26 protein-coding genes are annotated in these 24,023 nt (G+C 68.4%); 12 read left to right on the top strand and 14 right to left on the bottom strand.

Going from position 1 to position 24,023, the window contains the following annotated elements; genetic code table 11:
* Positions 1-76: 76 nt before the first annotated feature.
* The gene (gene dksA / locus ACO2RJ_RS09760; protein WP_423267809.1) at positions 77-493 is read right to left on the bottom strand and encodes an RNA polymerase-binding protein DksA; all 417 of its coding nucleotides are present in this window, start codon (positions 491-493) and stop codon (positions 77-79) included.
* 162 nt (positions 494-655) lie between these two features.
* Positions 656-1,090 carry a flagellar assembly protein FliX gene (locus ACO2RJ_RS09755; protein ID WP_423267808.1) on the bottom strand — a complete coding sequence of 145 codons (435 nt, stop codon included), beginning with the start codon at positions 1,088-1,090 and terminating at the stop codon, positions 656-658.
* A gap of 210 nt (positions 1,091-1,300) precedes the next feature.
* Here ACO2RJ_RS09755 and ACO2RJ_RS09750 point away from each other — a divergent pair, with 210 nt between their 5' ends.
* From ACO2RJ_RS09750 to ACO2RJ_RS09735, 4 genes are all read left to right on the top strand, one after another.
* Entirely contained in the window at positions 1,301-2,554 is a 1,254-nt protein-coding gene (locus ACO2RJ_RS09750) for a flagellar basal body P-ring protein FlgI (protein ID WP_423267807.1), read from the top strand.
* On the top strand, positions 2,554-2,871 hold the full coding sequence (locus ACO2RJ_RS09745) for a rod-binding protein (RefSeq protein ID WP_423267806.1): 318 nt from the start codon (positions 2,554-2,556) through the stop codon (positions 2,869-2,871). The genes ACO2RJ_RS09750 and ACO2RJ_RS09745 overlap by 1 nt, the downstream gene beginning before the upstream one ends.
* A gap of 5 nt (positions 2,872-2,876) precedes the next feature.
* Positions 2,877-3,359 (top strand): hypothetical protein, encoded by a 483-nt coding sequence (locus ACO2RJ_RS09740; protein WP_423267805.1) that lies wholly within the window; start codon positions 2,877-2,879, stop codon positions 3,357-3,359.
* Positions 3,360-3,484: 125 nt separating this feature from the next.
* The gene (locus ACO2RJ_RS09735) at positions 3,485-3,835 is read left to right on the top strand and encodes a hypothetical protein (RefSeq protein ID WP_423267804.1); all 351 of its coding nucleotides are present in this window, start codon (positions 3,485-3,487) and stop codon (positions 3,833-3,835) included.
* Between the two features lie 6 nt (positions 3,836-3,841).
* Here ACO2RJ_RS09735 and ACO2RJ_RS09730 read toward each other — a convergent pair whose 3' ends face one another.
* Positions 3,842-4,171: a flagellar biosynthesis regulator FlaF gene (locus ACO2RJ_RS09730; RefSeq protein WP_423267803.1), complete on the bottom strand. Its 330-nt coding sequence runs from the start codon at positions 4,169-4,171 to the stop codon at positions 3,842-3,844.
* Positions 4,143-4,577: a flagellar biosynthesis repressor FlbT gene (locus ACO2RJ_RS09725; protein ID WP_423267802.1), complete on the bottom strand. Its 435-nt coding sequence runs from the start codon at positions 4,575-4,577 to the stop codon at positions 4,143-4,145. The genes ACO2RJ_RS09730 and ACO2RJ_RS09725 overlap by 29 nt, the downstream gene beginning before the upstream one ends.
* A 127-nt stretch (positions 4,578-4,704) precedes the next feature.
* Here ACO2RJ_RS09725 and ACO2RJ_RS09720 point away from each other — a divergent pair, with 127 nt between their 5' ends.
* On the top strand, positions 4,705-5,931 hold the full coding sequence (locus ACO2RJ_RS09720; protein WP_423267801.1) for an acyl-CoA dehydrogenase family protein: 1,227 nt from the start codon (positions 4,705-4,707) through the stop codon (positions 5,929-5,931).
* A gap of 72 nt (positions 5,932-6,003) precedes the next feature.
* Here the strand turns inward: ACO2RJ_RS09720 and ACO2RJ_RS09715 are convergent, their stop codons facing one another.
* The 6 genes from ACO2RJ_RS09715 to ACO2RJ_RS09690 form a co-directional block, all read right to left on the bottom strand.
* Positions 6,004-7,197: a hypothetical protein gene (locus tag ACO2RJ_RS09715; protein ID WP_423267800.1), complete on the bottom strand. Its 1,194-nt coding sequence runs from the start codon at positions 7,195-7,197 to the stop codon at positions 6,004-6,006.
* 181 nt (positions 7,198-7,378) lie between these two features.
* Positions 7,379-8,476, bottom strand: coding sequence for a flagellin hook IN motif-containing protein (locus ACO2RJ_RS09710; RefSeq protein WP_423267799.1), 1,098 nt, complete (start codon positions 8,474-8,476; stop codon positions 7,379-7,381).
* Positions 8,477-8,639: 163 nt separating this feature from the next.
* Positions 8,640-9,119, bottom strand: a complete 480-nt coding sequence (locus ACO2RJ_RS09705) for a DUF1772 domain-containing protein (protein WP_423267798.1) — start codon at positions 9,117-9,119, stop codon at positions 8,640-8,642.
* A gap of 79 nt (positions 9,120-9,198) precedes the next feature.
* A complete protein-coding gene (locus ACO2RJ_RS09700; protein ID WP_423267797.1) occupies positions 9,199-10,755 on the bottom strand; it encodes a hypothetical protein in 1,557 nt (518 codons plus the stop codon).
* Positions 10,756-10,766: 11 nt separating this feature from the next.
* Positions 10,767-12,608, bottom strand: a complete 1,842-nt coding sequence (gene flgK / locus ACO2RJ_RS09695) for a flagellar hook-associated protein FlgK (RefSeq protein ID WP_423267795.1) — start codon at positions 12,606-12,608, stop codon at positions 10,767-10,769.
* 47 nt (positions 12,609-12,655) lie between these two features.
* Entirely contained in the window at positions 12,656-14,044 is a 1,389-nt protein-coding gene (locus tag ACO2RJ_RS09690; RefSeq protein WP_423267794.1) for a flagellar hook protein FlgE, read from the bottom strand.
* A 529-nt stretch (positions 14,045-14,573) separates the two neighbouring features.
* Between ACO2RJ_RS09690 and pip the strand changes: the two genes are divergently transcribed.
* Complete coding sequence (gene pip, locus ACO2RJ_RS09685; RefSeq protein ID WP_423267792.1) at positions 14,574-15,560, top strand: prolyl aminopeptidase; 987 nt, start codon at positions 14,574-14,576, stop codon at positions 15,558-15,560.
* 80 nt (positions 15,561-15,640) lie between these two features.
* The gene (locus ACO2RJ_RS09680) at positions 15,641-16,819 is read left to right on the top strand and encodes a PQQ-dependent sugar dehydrogenase (protein WP_423267791.1); all 1,179 of its coding nucleotides are present in this window, start codon (positions 15,641-15,643) and stop codon (positions 16,817-16,819) included.
* Between the two features lie 224 nt (positions 16,820-17,043).
* Here ACO2RJ_RS09680 and flgH read toward each other — a convergent pair whose 3' ends face one another.
* Genes flgH through flgF form a run of 4 tightly spaced genes read right to left on the bottom strand, consistent with a single transcriptional unit; the run spans position 17,044 to position 20,334 of the window.
* Positions 17,044-17,796: a flagellar basal body L-ring protein FlgH gene (flgH, locus tag ACO2RJ_RS09675; protein ID WP_423267790.1), complete on the bottom strand. Its 753-nt coding sequence runs from the start codon at positions 17,794-17,796 to the stop codon at positions 17,044-17,046.
* 19 nt (positions 17,797-17,815) lie between these two features.
* A complete protein-coding gene (gene flgA / locus ACO2RJ_RS09670) occupies positions 17,816-18,769 on the bottom strand; it encodes a flagellar basal body P-ring formation chaperone FlgA (protein ID WP_423267789.1) in 954 nt (317 codons plus the stop codon).
* 5 nt (positions 18,770-18,774) lie between these two features.
* A complete protein-coding gene (gene flgG, locus ACO2RJ_RS09665) occupies positions 18,775-19,563 on the bottom strand; it encodes a flagellar basal-body rod protein FlgG (protein WP_423267787.1) in 789 nt (262 codons plus the stop codon).
* A 27-nt stretch (positions 19,564-19,590) separates the two neighbouring features.
* A complete protein-coding gene (gene flgF / locus ACO2RJ_RS09660) occupies positions 19,591-20,334 on the bottom strand; it encodes a flagellar basal-body rod protein FlgF (RefSeq protein WP_423267786.1) in 744 nt (247 codons plus the stop codon).
* 319 nt (positions 20,335-20,653) lie between these two features.
* Here flgF and ACO2RJ_RS09655 point away from each other — a divergent pair, with 319 nt between their 5' ends.
* The 5 genes from ACO2RJ_RS09655 to ACO2RJ_RS09635 all read left to right on the top strand — a co-directional run bounded on the left by ACO2RJ_RS09655 (position 20,654) and on the right by ACO2RJ_RS09635 (position 23,953).
* A complete protein-coding gene (locus tag ACO2RJ_RS09655) occupies positions 20,654-21,175 on the top strand; it encodes a flagellar basal body-associated FliL family protein (protein WP_423267785.1) in 522 nt (173 codons plus the stop codon).
* A 23-nt stretch (positions 21,176-21,198) separates the two neighbouring features.
* Positions 21,199-22,302 carry a flagellar motor switch protein FliM gene (fliM, locus tag ACO2RJ_RS09650; protein WP_423267784.1) on the top strand — a complete coding sequence of 368 codons (1,104 nt, stop codon included), beginning with the start codon at positions 21,199-21,201 and terminating at the stop codon, positions 22,300-22,302.
* A complete protein-coding gene (locus tag ACO2RJ_RS09645) occupies positions 22,302-22,874 on the top strand; it encodes a DUF6468 domain-containing protein (RefSeq protein ID WP_423267782.1) in 573 nt (190 codons plus the stop codon). The genes fliM and ACO2RJ_RS09645 overlap by 1 nt, the downstream gene beginning before the upstream one ends.
* Positions 22,871-23,635, top strand: a complete 765-nt coding sequence (locus ACO2RJ_RS09640; RefSeq protein WP_423267780.1) for a MotE family protein — start codon at positions 22,871-22,873, stop codon at positions 23,633-23,635. The genes ACO2RJ_RS09645 and ACO2RJ_RS09640 overlap by 4 nt, the downstream gene beginning before the upstream one ends.
* A 90-nt stretch (positions 23,636-23,725) precedes the next feature.
* Positions 23,726-23,953 (top strand): hypothetical protein, encoded by a 228-nt coding sequence (locus ACO2RJ_RS09635; protein WP_423267778.1) that lies wholly within the window; start codon positions 23,726-23,728, stop codon positions 23,951-23,953.
* Positions 23,954-24,023: the final 70 nt, after the last annotated feature.

Genomic DNA, 24,023 nt, shown 5'->3' with positions numbered 1-24,023 from the left:
CGTGACGAACGGAAGGCGTCGGTTCGGTGGTTCAGTCAGCGACGCCGCCATTCGCCACGGCGGCGCGCGTCCTTCTTCAGTCGTCGCGGTAGACCTTTTCGCGGCGCTCATGGCGCTCCTGGGCCTCGATCGAGAGCGTCGCGATCGGGCGGGCGTCGAGCCGGCGCAGAGAGATCGGCTCGCCGGTCTCCTCGCAGTAGCCGTAGGTGCCGTCCTCGATCCGCGAGAGCGCTGCGTCGATCTTCGCGATCAGCTTGCGCTGCCGGTCGCGGGCGCGCAGTTCGATGGCGCGATCGGTCTCCGACGAGGCGCGGTCCACGAGGTCGGGGTGATTCTGGTTCTCGTCCTGTAGGTGCTCCAGGGTCTCCCGGCTCTCCCTCAGAATTTCGTCGCGCCATGTCAGCAGCTTGTCGCGGAAGTAGCGGCGCTGCCGCTCGTTCATGAAAGGTTCGGCCTCGGAGGGCCGGTAATCCTCTGCCAACTCGACGCTCATAGGTAAGCCTCTGGATACCGCACTGAGGTGTTCGGACGGCGCGGAATATAGCTTCGTACCGGTCACGCGACAATCATTCCCTCTTTTTGTAAACCTTTGAAGTCGCTTCGGTTTTAAAAACATACGTAGTTCTGCGTGCGTGGTCCCGCCGACGGGCCCCTTTTAGCGGCCCCGCTTGGCCAACTCCACGGCGACCCGCAATTCGATCGCGGCCAGCGTGTCGTCGAGGCCGACGTCGCCCGTCGGATCGCGTTGTCCGCCGAAGCTTTTCGAGAGCGCTGCGATCGGAACTCCGGCGGCTTCTCCAGAGATCAAAGCAAGTTTTAGGCCGTCCAAAGCCTCGAGCAGGCCGCGGCCGCGGCGGATCGCGCGCTTCCGGCGGGAGGTCGAATCCTCCGCCAAGGCCTGAAGCGCGATCAACGCATCGAGAGGCGGCGCCGCGCGCACCGACGAGGTGGTTCGCGCGGCGGTGGCGGAAGCGGAGTCGCTCAGCCGGAAGTCGCCGCCGCTCGTCATCGTCCTTGCGCCGCCGCCGGAGACGAAGACGGCGCGCCCAAGACCATCGACCCGCATGCGATTCCCCCGGACGTCCAGCATCTGCGGAGGCCACTCTCCGGCCATCGTGGTTAACCCGCCATTAACGGACCGGCAAATTCTGCCCGGTCTCGGCGGTCCTTGCCGGGCGCTGGGGCCGGCTTTCCGCCGCCGACAGCGACGCTTAGCTTCAATTTTGAGCGTTTCGCGTTTCGGCACGGGCTTCGCATGGATCATCTGGAACCTGTACTGCGTGAAGGTGGCCCACAGCCGATGCCTCGCCTCGCCTCCCGACTCATGGCCCTTGCGCTGGCCGCAGCCTCAGCGTGCGTAGCGGCGGCGCCGGCTCGTGCGGCCGATCCCGCCGCCGCGGTGCAGCGCCGCCTGTCGAACGGCCCGGTCGCGGGCGCGGCTCAAGCGGTTCGCGTCGTCGCGGCGCGCCGGGGCTATGGCGCGGACGACGGGGGCGCCGTGCGCGGCGGCGTCACGTCGCGCATCAAGGATCTGACCGACGTCGAGGGCGTGCGCGAGAACCAGCTGGTGGGCTACGGCCTTGCGGTCGGCCTGAACGGAACCGGCGACTCATTGAACGCCGCTCCGTTCACCAAGCAGTCCCTGCAATCGATGCTGGAGCGGCTCGGCGTCAACACCCGCGGCGCGACGCTGCGCACCAAGAACGTCGCCGCCGTCATGGTGACGGCGAATCTGCCCCCGTTCGGCACGCAGGGCACGCGAATCGACGTCACTGTCTCCGCGCTCGGCGACGCGACCAGCCTGCAGGGCGGCACGCTGATCGTCACCCCGCTGATGGGCGCCGACGGCGAAGTTTACGCCGTCGCGCAAGGGTCGGTCGCGGTTATCGGCTTCAACGCCCAGGGCGAGGCCGCCCAGGTCGTGCGCGGCGTGCCGACGACGGGGCGCATCTCGAACGGCGGCCTGATCGAACGCGAGATTCCCTTCGCCCTGAACAACCTCACCACGGTCCGGCTCGCCCTGCGCAACCCGGACCTGACGACAGGCCGCCGGATCGCCGCGGCCGTGAACAGCTTCATCGGCGCGGGCGTGGCCGAGCCGATGGACCCCTCGACGATCGCAGTCCAGGTTCCGAAATCCTATCAGGGCAACATCATCCGCCTGCTCACAGAAATCGAGCAGCTGCGCGTCGAGCCTGACCAGATCGCGAAGATCGTCATCGACGAACGCTCGGGCATCATCGTGATGGGGCAGGACGTCCGCGTCTCCACGGTGGCGGTCGCCCAGGGCAACCTCACCGTGACGATCACCGAGTCGCCGGTCGCAAGCCAACCGGAAGCCTTCTCGGAAGGCGAGACGGTGGTGACCCCGCGCACCGACATCACGGTCGACACGGACAAGGACCGCCGGCTCGCGGTTCTCAAGGAAGGCGTCAATCTCCGCCAGCTCGTCGAGGGGCTTAACGCCATCGGCGTCGGCCCGCGCGACCTGATCGCGATCCTCCAGGCCATCAAGGCGGCCGGCGCGCTTCAGGCTGAAATCGAGGTGATGTGATGGCCGACGCGTCCGCGCCGTCGCCCGCCGCCGCCGCTCTTGGCGCGGCCAAGGCCTACAACGCTCATCCCGCCGCCAAATCGGCGGCGACGGTCGACTCGTCGGCCGAGGACTTCGAGGCGGTGTTCCTGACCCAGATGATGGAGCAGATGTTCTCCGGTCTCGGCGAGGAGGGACCGCTGTCGGCCGGCCCCGCCGGCGGCGCCTACCGCTCCATGCTCGCCGACCAATATGGCAAGACGCTCGCAGCGTCGGGCGGGATCGGTCTCGCCGACCACGTCCGCCGCGAGCTTCTCGCGCTCCAGCAGGGAAGTTGACCGTCATGATCGGACGCCGCCGCGTCGTTCCCGCCGTTGCCGCCCCGGCGCTCAGCCCCGTGGAGGCCGCCGAACGCCTGGCGCGCGTGGCCGACACCGTGGAGCGGCTGACGCGCCTGATCCTTCAGGAGACCCGCCTGGTGCGCGCCGGCGCCTATGACGCCGCCGCGGCTCTCGCCGTCGCGAAGGGCGAGCTCTCCGGCCGCTACATGCTCGACGTCGACGGTCTTTCCTCGAACGCCGAAGCGGTCGCAGCACAGCCGCGCGTGGCGATCGACGGACTGGAGAACCTGCATGTCGCGTTCCGCGCCGCCCTCGACGAGAACCTGGCGGTGCTCGGCACCGCGCGCTCGGTCGCGGAAAGCCTGTTGCGCGGGGTCGCGGAAGAGGTGGGTCAGCGCTCCCAGCCCAAGACCTACGACGCGCGCGGCGGAGCCTACGACGGTCGGTCGACGGTCGCGCCAATCTCCCTGTCGCGGGGAGCATGACGTGGAGCTGATTCGGACAATCGCCCGTTAACCGCATCTCCTAACGCCGACTTAATGCGCCGTTCTTAACGTGGGTCTGCGCGCTCGTGTCTGGCGCGTTGGACTCCGAGGAGGAGGAGGAGGAGATGGACGCCTCGTTCGGCGCCTTTGTCCCAACAGCGCCCGCGCAGCCGCAGCAAAAGACCGCGGCGGCGATCGCCGTGCGCGTCGATCCGACGCCGCTGACGCCGGCGGCCGACGATCGGCCTCAGGCGTTCAGCTCCGCGATCGAAAGCGATCTGGACCGCACGCTGTCCTCGCAACGGGACGTCACGCTGGACGTCGCGACCGGAAGCCTCGTCTATCGTCTCATCGACGTCACTACCGGCGTGGTGAGCCGGCAGACGCCGAGCGAGGATCGTCTGAAGCTGCGGGCCTATATCGACGGGGTGATCGCCGCGAACGCCTCCCCGCCCTTGGTCGAACGCACGGCCTGAAAGAGCTCAGCCTCGCAGGCCCTCGGCGATATTGCGGTTGATGTTGATCAGCGCCGTCAGCTGCTCCGCCTTCGGCTCGATCTCGATCATCGAGCACCGCTTCAGAACGAAGAGTGCGATCTTCTTGAGGTTCGCCTTCGTCGCGGCGTCGAGCGGGTTCTCGGCCCGGCTCGCTGCGCTCAGGAACACCGTCCAGAGCTTGCGGTTGAAGGTCGCCGCGTCGCGCGCGGCGGAGCGGTCGAAGGGCTCTGCGGAAAGCGCCGCGGCGAACCGGGCCGCGGCTCTCAGGAGAAGCTGGGCATCCCGCTCACGCGGGCTCGCCGTCGTTTGCGCCATCCGTGCGTAGGCGCTCGCCCCGTGCTGCATGCTCGAAAATGCTCTTCTCATACGCGACAAGGGACCGCGCTTCCCTGAACGCTTTGTAGAGGGCGCCGGTTAAGACGCAGTTATTCATGCGCTCCACGATCTCGAGCATGCTCGGCGCCGCCCTCAGGGCGTCCCGCGTGAGCTTCGTGTAGATCGGCAGCACCGCATCCGCGGAGCCTGCGAGATACATCATCTGCACGGCGTAGCAGATGCGCTTCGCGGGGGTGTCGGCCTCGGACTCCTGAAGAATGTCCCGCTCCCGAAGCACAGGGTCCTGGCCGTCGATCAGCAGCGCGGTGCGCGTCGCGCCGTTCGTCACGACCGACCGGCCGATGACGATGCGTTCGCCAGGTTTGAGTTCGACCTTGAGCGTCATGAGTGACTCCAACCTCCGCGATTTGGATGCGATCTCGGCGTGCGCTCGCCCGCTCATCCGACGAGGGTCGCATGGCGCGCCTTCCCCGCTACGCCATACCAGCAAACGCGCTTTCCGCGGAGGATGCATGCCGAAGCCAGACCGATTCGCCTGCCGGCCCCCAGCGCTGCCGTCGCCCTGGGCGACCGACGCGCGGGTGGCGTTGATGGAGGAGGCGCGAGCCTTCGCCCGCGACGTCGTCCTGCCTATCGCCGACGAACTCGATCCGCAGAAGGCCGAGATGCCGCGCTCGCTGATCGAGGCCATGGCCGAGAAGGGCTGGTTCGGGATCACGATTCCCGCAGAGCACGGTGGCATGGGCCTCGGGGTCTTCGAATACTGCCTCGTCTCCGAGGAACTGGCGCGGTCGTGGCTGTCGGTCGGGAGCATTCTGGCGCGCGGACAGGGTCTCGGCACGCAGACGCTCGACGAGGACCGCCGGAAGGAGCTCCTGGCCCGATCGGCGAAGGGCCGGTGGATCGGAAGCATCTCGCTGTCCGAACCGGCGGCCGGCTCCGATCTCGCCGGCGTCCAGACCCGCGCACTGCGCGACGGCGACGATTGGGTGCTGACGGGGACCAAGCGCTGGGCGGGCTTCGCGCAGGCCGCGGATTTCATCGAGGTGCTTGCTCGCACCCGCGACCCCGAGCCGGGCGAGCCGCGCTCGGCGGGACTGGAGCCGTTCCTCGTGGTGAAGGAGCCCGGGACCTTTCCGGACGGAATCACGGGCCGGGTGATCGACAAGGTCGGCTATCACGGATTCCTCACCTTCGAGCTCGAGCTCGAAGGCGTTCGGGTGCCGGAAAGCGACCGGCTAACCGGCCTCTATGGCGACGAGGGGGCAGACGCGGATTCCGGCGGCTTCGCCGCCGTGCAGCGCGGTCTGAACATCGCGCGCGTGCACACCGCGGCGCGCGCCGTCGGCGTGGCGAGGGCCGCGGTCGAGGACTGCCAGCTCTATTTGCAGGAGCGCGAGCAGTTCGGCCATCCCATCGGCCATTTTCAGGCCCTGCGCTTCGCGCTCGCCGACATGGCGGCGGACGTCAGCCAGGCGCGGGCGTTCTGGCGGCAGGTCGCCCATCTGCTGGATCAGGGCGAGCCGGCGGAATCGGAGTCCGCCATGGTCAAGTTGGTCGCGACCGAAATGGCGGTTCGCGTGACCAATCAGGCGATGCAACTGCACGGCGGCAACGGATACACGACGGAACGCCGCGTCGAGCGGTACTGGCGCGACGCGCGGCTGACCACGATTTTCGAAGGCACGAGCGAGATCCAGCGCAGGATCATCAGCGATCGGATGCTGCCGAAGCCCTGAGGACTAGCGGAAGCGGCGAAGGGCGAGGATCATCCCCGCCCTTCGCCAAGCTGTCCAGCCGTTTCGATCGGCTCACCTCAAGAGTTGAAGCACCGCCGCTTCCTGCTGGGTCGAAATCGACAGCGAGGTTACGACCAGCGACTGCCGGGTCTGCAGGGTCGCGAGATTCGCCGCTTCCTCGTTGGTGTCGGCGGAGGTCAGCAGGCTCGAGCCGTCGTCAAGCGTCCCGATCATGTCCTTCGTGAAGACCTCCCGGGTCTGCACGATCTGCAACTGCGAGCCGAACTTCGCCGATTGCGCCTCGACCGTCTTGAAGGAGGCCTCGATCTGATCGAGCACCGCATTGATCGAGGCGGAATCGTAGAAATCGCTCTGGGCGATCTGGGAAAGGCCGATGCCGCTCGAATCGAACTGGACGCCCTTCACGTTGAGCTTGGACGAGCCGTCTTCGTTGAAGATGACGTCGAGCTCGTCGCCCATGAGAAGGTTCACGCCGTTGTAGTTCGCATCCTTGGCGAGCTTGTCGATCTCCTTCATCGACTCGTTGTAGTCGTCGGCGAAGTTCGCCCGCTTCAGCGCCGCGTCGGGATCGAGCACAGGCGCTGAGAATGTCCCGCTGACGAAGGCGTTCGCCGCGCCCGTCGCGGTGCCGGAGGCGACGGCGGGGGTGGAGTTCGCGATCGAGTTGTCGGCGGCGATCGTCAGCTTGCGGGTGGAAGCGTCGAAGGTCGCGTCGAGCAGGACGTTGTTGGCTTCGAAGAACGCGTTGAGCTCCTCCAGCGAGTTCACCTGCGGCGCCGTCGGGCCGAACGTCACCGTCTTGTTGACGCCGTCGGCGTCCTGAACGACCAGCGTGTCGCCTGAAGCGAGCGGCGAGCCCACGCCGCCCAGCAGGTTCGCCGTCGTCACGCCGTCGCCGAGGTCGGCCGAGACGATCGCGGCTTTTTCATCGACCGCGAGCGGCGACTGCAGCGCAGCGCGCGCCGTCGCCTTCAGGCCTTCCACGATCTCGGTGATCGCCTTGATGCCGTTGTCGGCCGCCTTCAGGGTCTGGATCGAATTGCCGACCTGATCGAGCAGGCTGGACAGATCGCTCGATCGCCGGTCAAGAGCCTGGCTGGTGAAGAAGCTTGCGGGATTGTCGAGAGCCGAGTTGACCTTCTTGCCCGTCGCGAGGCGCTCCTCGGTGCGATTGAGGAGGTCGGTCGTCGACTGAAGCGTCCGCAGGTTCGAGCGGACGGCAGAATTTAGGTTCACATCGGCCATCGCAAGGGCTCCAAAGAGGAGGACGCCTCTTGTGGGCGCAGCACCAAGCTAGATCGTTAACCTTAATGAGCGGTTAAGGTTAACGACGCCTTGCGGGAGCGACGGCGGAGCGTTCTAGGAAAAGAGAAGGGCGGAAGCCGCAGCTTCCGCCCTCTGAAATGCGGTGAGGAGGTTTCGCCGATCAGCGGAGAAGCTGAAGGACGTTCGACTCCTGCGAGGTCGAGATCGACAGCGAGGACACGATGAGCGCCTGGCGCGTCTGCAGTGTGGCCAGGTTCGCGGCTTCCTCATTGGTGTCCGCGCCGATCAAGGCGAGGGCGCCGTCGTCCAGGGTGCCGATCATGTCCTTCGTGAAGGTCTGACGGGTCTCGACGATCTGGAGCTGCGAACCGAACTTGGAGGCCTGCGACTCGAGGGTCGAGAACGCCGACTCAATGGTGTCGAGAACGTCCTCGATGCTCGACTTCGTGTTGAAGTCGCCGGTCGCGAGTTCCGAAAGGCCGAGGCCGGCGGCGTCGAAGTTGGTGCCCTTGACGTCGAGGGTGGAGTCGCCGTCCTCGTTGAAGGTGATCTCCAGGTCATCCGACTGCAGCAGGTTGACGCCGTTGAACGACGCGTCCTTCGCCAGGCTCGTGATCTGCTTCAGGGCTTCGTTGAAGTCGTCAAGGTAGGCGGCGCGCTTGTCGACGGCGTCCTGATCGATGACGTCGTCGGCGACCGTGGTCCCCGCGGTGAGGCCGGTGCCGGTGACAGTGCCAGCGATGACGATGTCGTCGCTTGACGTCAGCTTGATCTGGCCGCCCGAGACGGATGCGGTGACGCCCGAAATCTCGGCCGCGTTGATCTTTTCCACCACCGTCTCGACCGTGTCGTTGGCGGCCAGGGTGACCTCGACGTCGTTGATCTCGATCGGGGTGGCCGTGAGGTTGGCGGCGGTAAACGCCGCGCCCGTGACGGCGGCCTCGACGCCCTTCGGCGACTGCAGGGCGGAGCGGGCGCTGGCCTTGAGGCTCTCGACCACGCTCGTGATCGCCTTGATGCCGTTGTCGGCGGCTTCGAGCGTCTTGACCGAGTTGGAGACGTTGTCCATCAGGCTGTTGAGATCGCTGGAGCGGCGGTCAAGGGCCTGGGAGGTGAAGAAGCTGGAGGGATTGTCGAGGGCCGAGTTGACCTTCTTGCCGGTCGAAAGGCGCTCTTCGGTGCGGTTCATCAGGTCGGTCGTCGACTGCAGGGTGCGCAGGTTCGAGCGAACGGCGGAGTTGAGGGTGACGTCGGCCATTGGAGTTCTCCCATCCTAGGAGGTTGTCGTCGCCCCGTCCTGAGGCGTGGGGAGGACACTTGGCCGTCGCCCGCTAAGCGCGAGTTAATCGCAACGCTTGGCGCCGAAATCGTTCCACGCGATCATTCGGCATGGTTAGCGCTTCGCTAAGTCGGCCTGCAGGCTAGATCAACGCCGCGGCGAAACCGGCGGCGGCGAGCGCGCAGGCGATGGCCCGGACGTGGTTCCAGCGGACCCAGTCGCCGAGATAGGGGCCGCGCCACAGCGCTTCCGCCTCCGGCGCGTCGGCCGGGAGCGCGGCGAGCCGCTGGTTCAGCGGCACGTTCGACGCCATGGTCACGCCGACGGCTCCCACGACGTAGACCGTCGCCGCGCCGACGCAGGCGACCGCGTCGAAGCCGCTGAACGCGAAGAGCGAGACGGCGGCCGCCGCGACGCCGACCGCGGCCGTTCCGAAAAAGAGCGCGAAGAAGCCGGGATTGAGCACGACGACGTTGATCGTCTGCATCGTGGCCACGGCCTCCGCCCTCGGCCGCCGCGCGAGCGCCGGCATCACGAGGCCGGAAAAGGCGTAGAAGAAGCCGGCCATGACGCCCGCGCCCAGCGCGGCGAGGAAGGTCAGGGCGAGAGCTGCGGTCTCCATCGAACGGGCTCTAGCGATCCGGGCCCGTCAGGTTAGACTACGGCCGCGGAGCGCGGAACGGACACTCGCCCGTGCGCGGTCAGATGAAGTTGACGAGGCTCAGATCCTTCAGCGTCGCCGTCGCCTGGTAGCTTGCCTGCAAGCGGGTCTGGAGCTCCAGGATCTTGGCTGCGACGTCCTCCTTAGACACGTCCTCGACTTTGGCGATGGCGTCCTCCGCGATGCCTTTCGCAGCCGTATGCCGTTCGCCCGCCGCCTTGATCGAGGTCGAGGCGGAGGCGAGGTCGACGGTCATCGTGCGGATGTTTGCGCTGGTTTCAGTTGAACCGAGCGAGGAGATCGTGCGGTTGGCGAGCGCCGCGTAGCGCGCCTGCCCGTTGGCGTCGTCCTCGGAGAACGTCATGGCTGAGAACACAGCCAGGCTCTGGATGATTTGCCGCGGCCCTTTCTCGTCGGCGCGTGCGCCGTAGGCGACGGTGACGCCGTCGTCGATCCTGGCGACCGACGCCTTGCGCGGATCGTCAGCGCCGGTCTCGCCAACGTACCACTGGACGGTGCGGTCGGCGGTGTCCGCTGTGTCCAGCGCCGTCGCGTTCTGCAGCGCCGCGACGCGCGCCGCCTCATTGGCGTAGGACCCGTCGAATCCCGACACGCGGGCGGGCTCCGCGCCGGGGGCGACGTTGAAGAACTCCTCGCTGGCCTGAACTGCGGAGGCTGCGGTCAGCGCGGTGTCGGCCCGCGTCTTCAAGGCGAGGTCAAAGCTCGCCTGCATGTTGGAGGCGGTGTCCGCCGCCGTCGCGCCGACCCGGAACTCGCCGTCGCCCAGCGCGGAGGCGTCGCCTTCGGCCTTGACGGTGAGCGTGATCTCCTCGGTCGAGCCATCCGGCAAGGTCATCCCGACCCGAACGGTCTCGCCGGACCTAGGCTGGCCCGTGAGACCCAGCGTGACCGAGGGCGGCGTTCCGGTCGGCCCGCTCGCGACGCCGTTGGTCAGCGTCGAATTCAGCGACGTGATCTTGAAACCGAACGCGCCCGACGCCTCCTCGGTCACGGTGAACGACGAGCCTGACACAGCCGAGACGTCGATGCGGCCGCGGCCGTCGGCGCCGAGGTCGGCGAGTTTGCGGTCGGCGATCAGGGTGCGGAGCCCGTCCTTGTCGCCGTCGTCGGCGAGCATGGCGTCCGCGGAGATCACGGGCTTGACGTCGGTCGCGCGGCCCGAGAACACGAAGCGCCCGCCGACGTCGGTGTTGAGCTGTGCGATGGCGTCCCGGAGATCGACCGCGGCCTGCGACTGGGCGATGGTCACCGAACCGGTGGTCAGCGTGTACTCATTCGGATCGATCGTCTTGTATTCGGCCCCGATGTTCTCGAGCCGGGTTAAGGCCGTCGCCATCAACTTGACCCTGACGTCGACCGTCGCGGAGGTCGCGTGGTAGCTGTCGAGGGCTGCGAGCTTGGAGCGCATCGCGAGCGACACCGCCGCGCCGTCGCCAAGCCCCGCATAGGTGGAGGACGCCTTGCCGGACGCGAGCTGGCGCAGGAGGTCGTCCATCTGGCCGCGGCTGTCGGACAGGGCCTGAAGCAGGCTCGGTCGCCCGACGCCGGTCGCCGCATAGGGTCCGATGGAGGTCATGGGGTCAGCCCTCAGACGTTCAGCAGCATGTCCATCATCTCCTTGACCGCCGTCACGACGCGGGCGTTCGCGCCATAGGCGGTCTGGAGCTGGATCAGCCGGCTCATCTCCTCGTCGACGTCGACGCCGGAGGTTGCGGAGTAGCGGTCCTGCAGCGACGACATCACAAGGGACTGTCCGTCCGCCACCCGGGTGGCCGAGGCGCTGGCGCGCGCCTGCATAGCGACGATCCCGCTGGCGAATTCACCGACCGATCCGGAAAACGGCTGCGCCGAACCTCCCAGTCCGGTGTCGGACAGGTAGGTGCGATCGGCCGCGAGCGCGTCGCGCAGGAAGTCGGGCCTCGAACCGTCGCCTGCGGCCGTCCCTGGTGCGTAAATCGCGAGCTTCGACGGGTCGGCGAGAAGCGCCGGATTGATCGTAATGCGCGAGGCGAAGCCGGTCCGCTGATCGCCGCCGTCGAGATTGCCGGAATAGGGGCTGTTGCTCGCCCCGTCGACGAACACGGGGAGCGCGAGGCCGGAGCCTGACAGGCCGGTCGCCGTGATCGCCGAGGAGCCGCCAGAGATGGCCAGGCCGGGGGCGCTTGACGAGAGCGCGAAGCCGTCCGCGCTGGCGGTCGCGCCGATGGAGATCCCGGCGTTGGCGAGCGCCGCGTCGAGGTCCGCCGCAGCGGTCGCGGAGGCGAAGTCGACGCCGATCACCGTGTCGTTCGGATCGGCCGTCAGGCTGTCGTCGAGCGGCAGCCGCGACGCGTCCCCGACGTTTACGATGGTGACGGAGCGCGTCGTCCCGCCGCTCGTGTAGGACACCGTCAGCCGGTCGCCGCGCTGCGCCCCGCCGATCGCGAGGTCCACGCCGCCGGCGACCTCGGACCCCGCGACCTCGTTGGTCCCGAGCGCCTGCGCGAGGTTTGCCGCGAGTTCGTCGAGCTGGGTCTGGGCCTGCGGCAGGGTCTTGTCGCGCATGTCGGCGAGCGCGCGGATCTGGCCGGAGCGAAGCTGTCCCGGCGCGAGCAGATCCACGGAATAGCCGGAAGGGCGCGTCAGGCGGATTGTTCCAAGACCGCCGCCGGCGGGATCGTTGGGCGCATAGCTTGCGCCGGCGTCCACGGTCGCCGTCGGTTCGAACGTCAGCGTCGAGGCGGAGCCGTCGTAAAGCGCGAGCCCGGTGGGCGTCTTGATCCGGATTTCGCCGTCGCCCGCGTCCTCGACGCGGATGTCCATCAGCGAAGCGAGAGCGTCGATCGCGACGTCGCGCTGATCGAGCAGGCCGGCGACGCTTTCGCCGCGCGTTCGCGCCACGACGATCTGTTCGGTGAGGCTTTCGATCGACTGAAGAGCCTCGTTCGCAGTCTCGACGCCCGCGGCCAGTCCTTGGTCGGCCTGCGCGCGCAGCTCCTGCACGTCGCGGGAGGCGGCGTTGAGCTGCTGGGCGAAGATCTGCGCGCTCTGCAGCACGGCGGCTCGGGCGCTCTCGTCGTCCGGAGTCGTCGCCAGCGCGTCGAGCGAGCTGGAGAAATCGGCATAGAGCTTGTCGAGCGAGAGCCCGCCCTCCGGCGTGCCGAAGGAGAGCTGCAGCCGGTCGAGGTAATCGGCGCGGGTCGAGGCGTAGCTCGCGCCGGCGGACTCCGTGCGCAGCTGGCGCTGGAGGTAGACGTCGAGTTCGCGGCGGATGTCGTCGGTGCGGACGCCGACGATCTGGCCGCCGATGACCGACTGCTCGTTGACGAGCGTCTTCTTGACGTAGCCGGCCGTCCCCGCGTTCGCGACATTCGCCGCGACGAGATCGAGCCCGGCCTGGCTCGCCTTGAGACCGGAAAGGGCCGCGCTGAGCGCGGTGGAGAGAGCCATGGCTCGCCTTGTCTTGCGTCGCTTCGGACGTCAGATCGGAACGGCGCTCAGCGGATCATGCTGAGCGCTTCCTGCATCATCGAATCCGACGTCGTGACGACGCGCGTGTTCGCCGAATACGCCTGCTGGGTGACGATCATCTTCGTGAACTCATCAGCGATGTCGACGTTCGACTGTTCGAGCGCCTGGCCGACGATCTCGCCTTCCGTCCCCTCGATCGCGAGGCCGGAGCCGACGGTCTGGGCGTAGGCGCCGCCGTCGAGATGCGCGAGCCTGTTCTCGGCGTTGAACGTCACCAGCGGCACCTTGTAGAGCGGCCGCGACTTGCCGTTCGAGTAGGTGGCCTGGATCAGCCCGCCGTCGGCGATCTCAAAATTGACGAGCTTGCCGGAGGGCGCGCCGTCCTGGTCGAGCGCCTTGGTGGTCATCTGGCCTTCGCTGTCGGCGTATTGCGTCAGCCCCTGCCCGTGGTTGAGCGCAATGTCGCCCAGGTTCACGCCGTTGACGGTTAGGTTGGTGATCGTGGCCAGGCCGTCGGCAGGCGCTTTCAGATTCCCGTCGCTGTCGAACGCATAATTCTGGTCGCCGGCGGCGGAGGGATCCGCATCGACGCGCGTCCAGGCCGCGTCGGCGCCGGTCGCGGCGCCGTCGGACAGGTAGTAAAGCGACCAGACGTCGTCCGTCGCCGGCGTCGCCGTGGCGCTTTCATTGGAGACCTTGCCCCAGCGGAACTGGACGTCGTGCGATCCGCCCTTCTCGTCATAGACGGTGACGGCGTCGCCGCTGATCGTGCTGGCGATGAAGTCGTCGGACTGCGAGGCGGGAACCGTCGCGCCGAAGCCCGAGCCCAGCAGCCAGGAGCTGGCGTCCGACGAGTCGTAATTCGTGGTCTGCGGCACGACCGGCAGGTTGGCGCGGTAGTCGACCGACGTGGTCGCCGAAGCGGGGTAGAAGTCGTTGTCGAACTTCACGAGCTCGGGCACGGAGCCGACCGGGTTGCCGGTCGCGGCGTCGACGCGGACGCCCTTCAGGAAATAGCCGGAGCCGTTGACGAGATACCCGTTCTTGTCGACTTCGAAGTCGCCGCGGCGGGTGTAGAGGTCGTCACCTCCAAAGGTTGGTCGGCCATCGACTTCGCCGGTCTGGTCCTGAACGATCAGGAAGCCTTGACCCTTGATTGCGAGGGCGGTCGCCGACGAGGACGCCTGGACCGTGCCCTGGACGTCGTTGGTCGCGCGGGAGAAGCCCTGCACCGAACCGGCGACCTGTCGGCGGACGTTCATGTCGCCGCCGAGCACGAGGTCGGCGAACGACGTGTCGGTGCGCTTGTAGGCGGCGGTCTGCGAGTTCGCGATGTTGCCCGAGATGTTTTCGAGCGCGAAGGACTGAGCCTGAATGCCGCTGACCGCGGTGTTCAGAGCGCCATAGATACCCATACCGTCGTCTCCGAAGCCGAATCCACCAGCCGGGCCGCGTCAGGCGGCTCTCGCCCGCGGCGTCACCGCAGGGTTCGCAAGCCGCGGGCCAAACATTCGCGCCAAGAGCATCAAGCAATGGAGCAGCGTCTGGAACACCGGCGCACGGAGCACCGCCTGCCGGTCGGCACATTCTGCCGGGCGGCGAAGGGTCACGCGGGGAGGGAACGGCCACTGCATGCGCTGCGTTCGGTGATGCGGGAACGGCGACGGAGCGACCATGAAGAACCCCTGGATGAGCATGTGGCTGAGCGCGGCCAACAGCTGGTCGAACGCCGCCCGTGGTCAGTTCGCCGCGGAGGCCAGAAGAAATCAGGCGGCGATGCTCGACGATATGAATCGGCAGCTCGTCGCCTTCTGGATGCCGGGAGAGGCCGCGAAGCGCCCGCCCCGCAAACGGTCGCGGTCTCGCCGCTAACGCCGGACCGGCATTGACGGTCGGACCCGCTCAGGCGACCGTCGCTCGATTCGGATCTGGAGAAACTCAACGATGGCGGACGCCGGGGACCTCGGCGCGGAGCGGCGGACTCTATATCCGCCGATCGAGCCGTTCCGGCGCGGCGCGCTCGAGACCGGCGACGGTCACCGCGTCTACTGGGAGATGTGCGGAAACCCGGACGGGATCCCCGCGGTCTTTCTGCACGGCGGTCCGGGCGGCGGATGCGGGCCGGCGCATCGGCGGCTGTTCGATCCGAGCCGCTACAAAGTTCTGCTGTTCGATCAGCGCGGATGCGGGCGATCGACTCCGCACGCCGCCCTCGACCGGAACACCACCTGGGATCTCATCCTGGACATCGAGCGGCTGCGCGAGATCGCCGAGGCCGAATCATGGCTCGTCTTCGGCGGATCCTGGGGGTCGACGCTCGCGCTCGCCTACGCCGAGACGCATCCGCAAAGGGTCAGCGCCCTTGTCCTGCGCGGGATCTTCACGCTCCGTCGCTTCGAACTCGACTGGTACTATCAGCGGGGCGCGTCGCTGCTGTTTCCCGACAAGTGGGAAAGCTTCCTCGCCCCAATTCCCGAAGCCGAGCGCGGCGATCTGATCGCAGCCTACCAACGCCGCCTCACGGGCGACGATCCGAAGGTCCGGCTCGAGGCGGCGAAGGCGTGGAGCGTCTGGGAGGGCGAGACGATCACCCTCCGGCCGGATCCGGCGATCACCGGACAGCATGGCGGCGACGATTACGCGCTCGCCTTCGCGCGGATCGAGAACCACTACTTCACCCATGGCGGTTGGCTCGACGAGGGCCAACTCATTCGGGACGCCGGGAGGCTCGCGGGCATTCCGGGGGTGATCGTCCAAGGGCGCTACGACGTCGCGACGCCCGCCGTGACCGCATGGGATCTGCACCGCGCCTGGCGTGAGGCGGAACTCCACATCGTGGACGACGCCGGCCACGCCTTTTCCGAGCCCGGCATCCTCGATCGCCTGATCCGCGCGACGGACGACTTCGCCGACCGGCTGACGTCGGCGTGATCGAGCGTGATTTGAACCGTGGCTCGGGGGCCATATCTCTTGTGCGCCGTCCTGACCGTCCCATTGAAGGAGGACACGCGATGCGTCGCCGCCCGTCTGCCCGAACGCTCGCCGCCACGGCCGTCGCTGCGCTGCTCGCCTCCGCCGGGGCGGCGGCGGCGATCACGAAGGCGAAGCCGTCCGAGGTCATCGCGTCGGAGAAGCAGTCCTTCAGCATAGAGACTGTGGCCGAAGGGCTTGAGCGGCCCTGGGGCGTCGCCTTCTTGCCGGACGGCCGGATGCTGGTGACGGAGAAGGCCGGACGCATGCGCATCGTGCTCCCGGACGGCAAGCTGTCCGCGCCCGTGACCGGCCTACCGAAAGTCGACTCGCGGGGCCAGGGCGGCTTGCTCGACGTCGCGGTGGCGCCGGATTTCGCCGACACCAGGCTCGTCTACTTCACCTTCGCCGAAGCCGGCGAGGGCGGCGTGAACGGCACGGCGCTGGCGCGCGGCAGGCTCGTCGGCAACGCGCCGCGACTGGACGACGTCGAGGTGATCTGGCGGCAGGTTCCGAAATACGCCTCCACGCTCCATTTCGGCTCCCGGATCGTCTTCGCCGGCGACGGAACGATGTTCGTAACCACGGGCGAGCGCTCCAACGCCGAGTTCCGAGTCAAGGCGCAGGCGCTCGACGAGACTCTGGGCAAGGTCGTGCGGCTGACGCGCGACGGCAAGCCGGCCCCGGGAAACCCGTTCGAGGGCCGCGCCGACGCCCGGCCGGAGATCTGGTCCTACGGCCACCGCAACATCCAGGGCGCGGCGATAAATCCCGCCGACGGCAAGCTCTGGACAGTCGAGCATGGGCCGCGCGGCGGCGACGAGCTCAATCAGCCGGAGGCCGGAAAGAATTACGGCTGGCCGGTGATCACCTACGGCAAGGAATACTCCGGTGGAGACATCGGCCCTACGGAGAAGGCCGGCATGGAGCAGCCGGCGTTCTACTGGGTTCCTTCGATCGGGACCTCAGGGCTCGCCTTCTACTCCGGCGACGCCTATCCCGGCTGGAAGGGAAACGCCTTCGTCGGGGGCCTCGCGATCCCGACGCTCGCGCGTCTCGAGATCGCTGACGGCAAGGTTCTCAAGGAAGAGCGCCTGCTCGAATCCCTGGGCGAGCGCATCCGCGACGTGCGGCAGGGGCCGGACGGGATGCTCTACCTCCTGACCGACAGCGAGGAGGGCCGCCTGCTCAGGCTGAAGCCGGAGAAGGCGCGGTCCTAGACGCGCTCGTCACGATCGGCCGGAGCGGCAGGATGGTGAAACGCCCCCGCAATTCCGGGTCAAGTCGGCGCAATGACGTGGTCTGACGCGTCCGCGGCCGCCGGGGGGAGCCGGCGGCCGCGCGCATGTCCGGATCGGCGGGGTGGACGCCGCCCTCCGGACGCCTCGCGGGATCGAACAGGCCGGCGCCGGCCGTCTCCTCCCGCAAGCTCGGAAGCCCGTCCTCAGAATGGCAGCAGCACGTCCATCACCTGGGCGCCGTAGCGCGGCTGCTGCACGTCGGTGAGCTGGCCGCGACCGCCATAGGCGATGCGGGCCTGGGCGATCTTCTCGCTCGCGATCGTGTTGTCGGCGTCGATGTCCTCGGTGCGGACCACGCCGGCGACGATCAGCTCGCGCACTTCGAAATTGACGCGGATCTCCTGCTTGCCCTCGATCACCAGCGAGCCGTTAGGCAGCACCTGGGTCACGACGGCGGCGACGTTGGTCGTCAGCGTCTCCTTGCGGTCGACCGTGCCTTCGCCTTCCGTGGAGGAGGTCGAGCCCGCCTTGACCAGGTTCGACGGATCGACGCCGCCCGGAAGCACCTTGGCGAACTTCGTCTCGAATCCGAGGAAGTTGCTGATGCCCGACTGCTCGGAGGTGGTGCGCTCGCGCTTGGTCTTGTTCTCGAACTCCGCCTTGTCGGTGATGTCGACCTTCACCGTCAGCAGGTCGCCGACATTCTTGGCGCGCGGGTCCTTGAAGAAGCCGGTCGCGCCGGACTGCCACAGCGAGTTCGGCTGGTAGGACACCGGCACGGCTTCCGGCATCGGCATGCTGACACGCTTGTAGCCGGGCTGGGTGGTCGGGTTCTCGACCGCCGAGAGCGCCGGCGGCTGGCCGATGGTCGCGAGCCGGTCGGCGGCTCCGCAGCCCGCGAGCAGGGCCGCGGCCAGGGCGATCGCTGCGGCGCGAAGGGCAGGGGTGGGTCGCATGGTCAGCGCTCCTTCGACGTCAGCGGCGGGCGAGCGCGGTTGGCCCGGCGGTCACGGTCACCTCGGAGGGACCTGTCACGACGCCGTTCACGGTGCGCTTCGACTGGATGTTCTGGACGGCGATGAGGTCGCCCGCGGCGCCGGCCGCGAGCGCCTTCGCCTTGAGCGACAGCGAGATGCCGTCATTGAGATAGACGACCGTCACGAAGGACCCCCGCTCGACATGCTGGGGCCGCATCAGGTCGTTCGATCTGAGCGGCTGCCCCTCGCGGATCGCGCGACGCGCCGCGAGGCCGACGACCTCGTCGGGCGAAGCGGCGTCGCGGGCCTGGGATTTCGGCAGGCGGGCCGGCGCGACGTCGGCGCGGGCGACGAGATCGCCGCGGGCGAGCGAACGGTTCAGCGTCGCGACCGCGACGGTCTCGACAGCCGCTCCCGAGACCCGGATCGCGGCCGCGCCGGCGACCTCGATCGTCGCCTCGAAACGGCCCGAGGACCGGTCGGCGACGAAGCGCGCGACGTCGAGCGGGCCTTTGGCGGCGGCGTCGAGATGACGGGCGCCGGCGGGGTCGTCGAGCGTGACGTCGATGGCGTCGACGTCGACGCCGAAATCGGTCGAGGCCCGCGCCGTGATCGCGGCTTCGACCTCGGCGCGCGTCAGGATGCGGCTCGCCCGGGTCACCGTCACCTCGGAGACCCCGCCGGCCGCGAGGTCGAGCCCGGCCCGTCGGGCCGCGGCGATCACCGCGGCGGCGGGCACGTCTCCAGTCTGGCCGGGATCGGGCGCACGGAACACAGCGAGGTCGGCGCCGGTCTCGACGCCGTCGACGAGGTCGCCGAGGGTCACAAGCTCGCCCGAGACGAGGGCCGCGGACCGCAAAGTCGGCGCGGCCCAGGCCGGCGCGGCGAGCGCGACCCAGACCGGCGCCGCGAGCGCGACCGCAAGTCCGAGAGCGGAGAGGCGCTGGAACATCGTTCTCATCGCAGCATCGACGAGGTGTTCTGGAGCATCTGGTCCGCCGAGGAGACGACCTTCGAGTTCATCTCATAGGCGCGCTGCGCCGCGATCAGGTCGGAGATCTCCGTGACGGCGTTGACGTTCGACTGCTCGACATAGGCCTGCAGCAGCGTGCCGAAGCCCTCCGCGCCGGGATTGTCCTGCAGCGGCGTGCCGCTCGCTTCGGTCTCCAGGAACAGATTGTCGCCCTTGGCCTCGAGGCCGGACTTGTTGATGAAGCGCGCGAGCTGGACCGTGCCGAGCACCTGCGGCGCGGTCTGGCCCTGAAGGGTGGCCTGCACCTCGCCGACCTGGCTGATCGTCACGCTGAGGACGTTCGGCGGAATCGTGATCCCGGGCGACACCGTGTAGCCGTCGGCCGTGACGAGCTGCCCGTTCGGGTCGAGCTCGAAGGAGCCGTCGCGCGTGTAGGCCGTGGTCCCGTCGGGAAGGTCGACCTGGAAGAACCCCTCGCCGCGGATCGCGAGGTCGTAGGTCTTCTCCGTCGGCGTCACCGTGCCCTGGCTCATGACGCGCGGGGTCGCCACCACCTTGACGCCGGAGCCGATGTCGACGCCCGTCGGCAGCACCGTGCCGGCGTCGGACGTGGTCGAGCCCACCCGCCGCAGCGACTGGTAGAGCAGGTCCTGGAACTCCGCCCGCTGCCGTTTGAAGCCGGCGGTGCGCATGTTCGCGATGTTGTTCGAGATGAGCTCGACATTGAGCTCCTGAGCGGCCATGCCGGTCGAGGCGGTGTAGAGAGCGCGCATCGCTTGAAGTCTCCTGGTGCTCTCGGATTACGCCGGGACGTCGGCGAGGCGTTCGATCGCCGAGCGGCGCATCTCGTCCTGCTTCTGCAGCATGGAGGTCACGCTCTCGTAGGAGCGGGTGACCTCGACGAGGCGGCTCATCTCGTAGATCGGACGGACGTTGGACTTCTCGACCGCCCCCTGCACGACGCGGGTGCGGGCGGTCGCGTCGGTCGGAGTCTCGGTCGCGCGGAACAGGCTGGAGCCCTCCTTGGTCATGCCCTGGAGGCTCGCGAACACCGCGATCCGGAGTTTTCCGCGGACGCCCTCCGAGGTCGCGATCGTCCCATCGGGACCGATGGTGATCCCGGTCTCGGTCGGCGCGAACTGGATCGGGCCGGCGTTCGAGAGCACGCGCGCGCCCTCGTTGGTGACGAGCTCTCCGGCCGAATTGATCTGGAAGGCGCCGTTGCGGGTGTAGCGCACGCCGGCCTCGGTCTGGACCGCGAAGAAGCCCTCGCCGTCGATCGCGACGTCCGTCGGCGCTCCCGTCTGCTGCACCGCGCCGCCGGAGAAGTCGTGCCAGGTGGCGCGGTCCTCGACGAAGGAGAGGCTGCGGTCGGACCGCGGGAACGCGTCGTCGCGCGCCCTCGGCATCAGGAACTCGTCGAAGGTCATCTGCCCCGACTTGAAGCCGGAGGTGTTCATGTTCGCGACGTTGTTCGCGATGACGTCGAGCTCCCGCCGCAGGGCGACCTGCCGCGACAACCCGACAAGGGACGCGTTTTCCACCGCACGCTCCTCGAGGGCCGTTTTGAAATGTCCTGGCTGCGAATGGCCATCCTCCCCGACGGCCGCCGCTTCCGGGCAGACCGGTGCAGCGGCCGTGCCAAGCGGACAAAGCCCTCAGGATTGAGGAAAGGCGCGGTCGGAGACGTGCAGGGCGCTCGGCGCCGCGGGGCGTCCCCGGCGCAAAATGCCCGGCAGCTTTTGCCGGGCGGAGGGCCGATCGCAAGGCTTCGTTAACAAATCCGACCTATCCGTTAACCATCAGCCCGGCGATGTCGGCGGGCGGGACGGGGGGCGGCTTCGGCCGCCGGCGCAGGCGACGATGGCGGACGACACCGACGGCGTGGACAAGGCCAAGCCGAAGTCCAGGACGAAGCTGATCATCGTCGCGGCCGCCGCTGCGGCGCTTCTGCTCGGGGGCGGGGGCGGGGCCTATGTCATGCTGTCGGGCGGCGGCGATCACGGCGCCTCCGGCGATCATGCCGCCGCTGAAAGCGACGGCCACGGCGCCGAGACGACGGCCGAGGCAGGCCCGGCGGCCTTCTTCGTCGATCTGCCGGAGATGCTGGTCAACCTCGCCACCATCGACCGGGAAAAGCAGCGCTATCTGCGCCTCGCGGTCGCGCTCGAGGTGGGGAAGCCGGAGATGGCCGAGGCGATCAAGCCGATGATGCCGCGCGTGCTCGACAGCTTCCAGACGCATCTGCGCGAACTGCGACCCGACGACATCCGCGGCTCCTCCGGCGCCTACCGCCTGAAGGAGGAGCTCCTGCGCCGGGTCAACACGGCGATCGCGCCGGCCAAGGTCGACGCGGTGCTGTTCAAGGACATCGTCGTCCAGTAGCGGCGCGAGCGGAGCCTCAGGCCATGGCGGGCGAACAGGACAGGTCGGAGGTTACGGACTCCGAGTGGAAGGCGGCGATCGCCGAAGCGACCGACGCCGGCGAGACCGTGAAGCAGGCCGACCGCATGCTCAGTCAGGGCGAGGTCGACGATCTGCTCGGCTTCCACCCCGGCGAGCTCGGCCTCAGCGATTCCTCGGGCATTCGCGCGATCATCGATTCGGCTCTCGTGTCCTACGAGCGCCTGCCGATGCTCGAGATCGTGTTCGACCGGCTGGTCCGGCTGCTCACGACGTCGCTGCGCAACTTCACCTCCGACAATGTCGAGGTGTCGCTCGACGGCATGCGCGCCGTGCGCTTCGGCGAATATCTCAACTCCATTCCGCTGCCGACCATGCTGAGCGTGTTCAAGGCCGAGCAGTGGGACGGCCTCGGCCTGATGACGGTCGACAGCAACCTGATCTACTCGATCATCGACGTGCTGCTCGGCGGCCGACGCGGCGTCACCGAGATGAGGGCGGAGGGCCGCCCTTACACCACGATCGAGACCAGCCTGGTCCAGCGCATGCTGGAGGTGGTGCTGGCCGACGCCGAGCAGGCCTTCCGGCCGGTCACCCCGGTGAATTTCTCCTTCGAGCGGCTCGAGACCAATCCGCGCTTCGCCGCCATCACGCGTCCGGCCAACGCCGCGATCCTCGTGCGCCTCAAGATCGACATGGAGGACCGCGGCGGAGCGGTCGAGATGCTGTTGCCTTACGCGACCATCGAGCCGATCCGCGAGGTGCTGCTGCAGGGCTTCATGGGCGAGAAATTCGGCCGCGACGCGGCCTGGGAAGGCCATCTCGCGACCGAGATCTACGCCGCGCGCGCCGAGGTGCAGGCCGTGCTGTTCGAGAAGAAGCTGCCGCTGCGCGACATCCTCAATCTCGACGTCGGCGACACGCTGATGCTCGACGTCAAGCCCGACGCGCTGGTCGAGATCCGCTGCGGCGACGAATTCATCACATGCGGCCGCATGGGCCGGTCCGGCGATCACGTCGCCGTGCAGGTCGCGCAGCCGCTGCGCCGGTCCCGCACCACGCTCGCCGCCTTCGAGGCCGCGGGGCAGCTTCGCACGGAGGCGTCGTGATGGAGAACGTGATCGGCTTCGCGATCGAGTCGCTGGTCGCGATCCTGCTCGTCGCCACCATCGTCTACTGCGCCATGCTCGACCAGCGCCTCAGGCGGCTCCGGGCCGACGAGGGCGTGATGCGCCAGACGATCTCGGAGCTGATCGGCGCGACCCACGCCGCCGAGCGCGCGATCGTCGCGCTGCGGACGACGGTCAGCCAGAGCGAGGAGACGCTGGCCGACCGGCTCGGCCGGGCGGAGGCGATGTCGCTGCGGATGGCCGGCCAGCTCGGCGACGGCGAGGCGGTGATCGACCGCATCACGAAGATCGCCAAGGCCGCGCGCCATCACGCCGAGCGCGAAGCGTCGCAGGAGGAGATCGAGCGCATCAAGCAGGCGCGCGAGGCGATGCGGCTCGACGCGCGCCGCGAGGCCGAACGCGAGTCCGAGGCGCGGCGACCGGCCGACGCGGGCGCGCTTGCCCCGCCTCGCGCAGCGGAGCCGCCGCTCAGCGCGTCCGCCGCCACGGTGGCCGCGGCCGAGCTGTTCTCCGCCCGGATCCGCGCCCTCAGCCTCGGCGCCGCCTCGTGAGCGCGGCGGTCGGGGCTGCGCGCCTCAGGCTGATGCCCATGGTGATGATCGCGGCGGCGGCGCTGCTCGCGCTCAAGACGATCGGGCTCGCGACCCATTCGAGCTATCTCTTCGTGCAGCCGGCCGCGGCGAAATCGGCGGAGGCTCCGGCAGGCGCGGAGCCGCGCCCCGCCGACGGCGCTCCGGCTCTGCCCGACGACCACGGGACCAATGAGGGCTTCGGCGAGCAGCCCGGCGGCGCCGCCGGCGTCGCGCGCCGGAGCGCGCCGGCCGACGTCGGCCCCGCGAAGCCCGAGCCGTCGGACTCCGAGCGCGCTCTGCTCGAGGCGCTTCAGAAGCGGCGCCAGCAGATCGAGGCGCGCGCCGCCGACGTCGACCTGCGCGAAAACCTGCTCAAGGCCGCCGAGAAACGCATGGAGGAGCGTCTCGCCGAGCTGAAGCGCATGGAGCAGGCGATCGCCGAGGCCGATGAGCGTCGCGCGCGCGACGAAAGCGCCAAGCTCAAGGAGCTCGTCAAGATGTACGAGACCATGAAGGTGAAGGAGGCCGCGCGCATCTTCGACAAGCTTGAGTCCGGCGTGCTGCTCGACGTCGCCTCGCGCATCAAGCCCGCCGCCATGGCCGCGATCCTGGGGCAGATGTCGCCGGAGGTCGCCCAGAAGCTGACGGTCGCCATGGCCCGCCGGGACACCGGCGCGCCGAAGCCCGAAACCCTCGCCGCGACCGAGCTGCCGAAGATCGAGGGCCGCTCGACGCGGTGAGCCGCGCGCCGGCTCGCCTGTGCGCGGTTGACATTTCCGGGACATCCGCCAAGTGGCGCCTGGACCCCAACGAGGCCCCCGGACACGTCGATGACACCCTCAGAGTACCGCGCCGCGCTCGCCGAAGTGGGCCTCTCGCTGAACGGCGCCAGCAAGTTCTTCCAGACCGACGAGCGCACCACGCGCCGCTGGGCCGCCGACGATGGCGGCAAGGAGGTTCCTCACGCCGTCGCCATGACGCTGAGGCTCATGCAGCGCTACGAATTGAAGCCCGCCGACGTCACCACGCTCATGATCGAGGCCGAGGACGCGCACTGACGATTGCGTGCCGCCTCCGGAACGCAAAAGGCGGAGGGATCGGCCCGCGGCGCTCGTCTCGACCCATGGT

The organism is Hansschlegelia sp. KR7-227, assembly GCF_049446035.1.
Classification (GTDB): Bacteria; Pseudomonadota; Alphaproteobacteria; order Rhizobiales; family Methylopilaceae; genus Methylopila.
The sequence above is the reverse complement of the archived record's forward strand: the minus strand, read 5'-3'. Positions and strand labels throughout refer to the sequence as shown.

What these genes read in the sequence shown, in the direction of transcription:
- dksA (WP_423267809.1), bottom strand. Translation starts at nt 493, where the DNA reads ATGAGCGTCGAGTTGGCAGAGGATTACCGGCCCTCCGAGGCCGAACCT.
- ACO2RJ_RS09755 (WP_423267808.1), bottom strand. Translation starts at nt 1,090, where the DNA reads ATGCTGGACGTCCGGGGGAATCGCATGCGGGTCGATGGTCTTGGGCGC.
- ACO2RJ_RS09750 (WP_423267807.1), top strand. Translation starts at nt 1,301, where the DNA reads ATGCCTCGCCTCGCCTCCCGACTCATGGCCCTTGCGCTGGCCGCAGCC.
- ACO2RJ_RS09745 (WP_423267806.1), top strand. Translation starts at nt 2,554, where the DNA reads ATGGCCGACGCGTCCGCGCCGTCGCCCGCCGCCGCCGCTCTTGGCGCG.
- ACO2RJ_RS09740 (WP_423267805.1), top strand. Translation starts at nt 2,877, where the DNA reads ATGATCGGACGCCGCCGCGTCGTTCCCGCCGTTGCCGCCCCGGCGCTC.
- ACO2RJ_RS09735 (WP_423267804.1), top strand. Translation starts at nt 3,485, where the DNA reads ATGGACGCCTCGTTCGGCGCCTTTGTCCCAACAGCGCCCGCGCAGCCG.
- ACO2RJ_RS09730 (WP_423267803.1), bottom strand. Translation starts at nt 4,171, where the DNA reads ATGGCGCAAACGACGGCGAGCCCGCGTGAGCGGGATGCCCAGCTTCTC.
- ACO2RJ_RS09725 (WP_423267802.1), bottom strand. Translation starts at nt 4,577, where the DNA reads ATGACGCTCAAGGTCGAACTCAAACCTGGCGAACGCATCGTCATCGGC.
- ACO2RJ_RS09720 (WP_423267801.1), top strand. Translation starts at nt 4,705, where the DNA reads ATGCCGAAGCCAGACCGATTCGCCTGCCGGCCCCCAGCGCTGCCGTCG.
- ACO2RJ_RS09715 (WP_423267800.1), bottom strand. Translation starts at nt 7,197, where the DNA reads ATGGCCGATGTGAACCTAAATTCTGCCGTCCGCTCGAACCTGCGGACG.
- ACO2RJ_RS09710 (WP_423267799.1), bottom strand. Translation starts at nt 8,476, where the DNA reads ATGGCCGACGTCACCCTCAACTCCGCCGTTCGCTCGAACCTGCGCACC.
- ACO2RJ_RS09705 (WP_423267798.1), bottom strand. Translation starts at nt 9,119, where the DNA reads ATGGAGACCGCAGCTCTCGCCCTGACCTTCCTCGCCGCGCTGGGCGCG.
- ACO2RJ_RS09700 (WP_423267797.1), bottom strand. Translation starts at nt 10,755, where the DNA reads ATGACCTCCATCGGACCCTATGCGGCGACCGGCGTCGGGCGACCGAGC.
- flgK (WP_423267795.1), bottom strand. Translation starts at nt 12,608, where the DNA reads ATGGCTCTCTCCACCGCGCTCAGCGCGGCCCTTTCCGGTCTCAAGGCG.
- ACO2RJ_RS09690 (WP_423267794.1), bottom strand. Translation starts at nt 14,044, where the DNA reads ATGGGTATCTATGGCGCTCTGAACACCGCGGTCAGCGGCATTCAGGCT.
- pip (WP_423267792.1), top strand. Translation starts at nt 14,574, where the DNA reads ATGGCGGACGCCGGGGACCTCGGCGCGGAGCGGCGGACTCTATATCCG.
- ACO2RJ_RS09680 (WP_423267791.1), top strand. Translation starts at nt 15,641, where the DNA reads ATGCGTCGCCGCCCGTCTGCCCGAACGCTCGCCGCCACGGCCGTCGCT.
- flgH (WP_423267790.1), bottom strand. Translation starts at nt 17,796, where the DNA reads ATGCGACCCACCCCTGCCCTTCGCGCCGCAGCGATCGCCCTGGCCGCG.
- flgA (WP_423267789.1), bottom strand. Translation starts at nt 18,769, where the DNA reads ATGTTCCAGCGCCTCTCCGCTCTCGGACTTGCGGTCGCGCTCGCGGCG.
- flgG (WP_423267787.1), bottom strand. Translation starts at nt 19,563, where the DNA reads ATGCGCGCTCTCTACACCGCCTCGACCGGCATGGCCGCTCAGGAGCTC.
- ACO2RJ_RS09655 (WP_423267785.1), top strand. Translation starts at nt 20,654, where the DNA reads ATGGCGGACGACACCGACGGCGTGGACAAGGCCAAGCCGAAGTCCAGG.
- fliM (WP_423267784.1), top strand. Translation starts at nt 21,199, where the DNA reads ATGGCGGGCGAACAGGACAGGTCGGAGGTTACGGACTCCGAGTGGAAG.
- ACO2RJ_RS09645 (WP_423267782.1), top strand. Translation starts at nt 22,302, where the DNA reads ATGGAGAACGTGATCGGCTTCGCGATCGAGTCGCTGGTCGCGATCCTG.
- ACO2RJ_RS09635 (WP_423267778.1), top strand. Translation starts at nt 23,726, where the DNA reads ATGACACCCTCAGAGTACCGCGCCGCGCTCGCCGAAGTGGGCCTCTCG.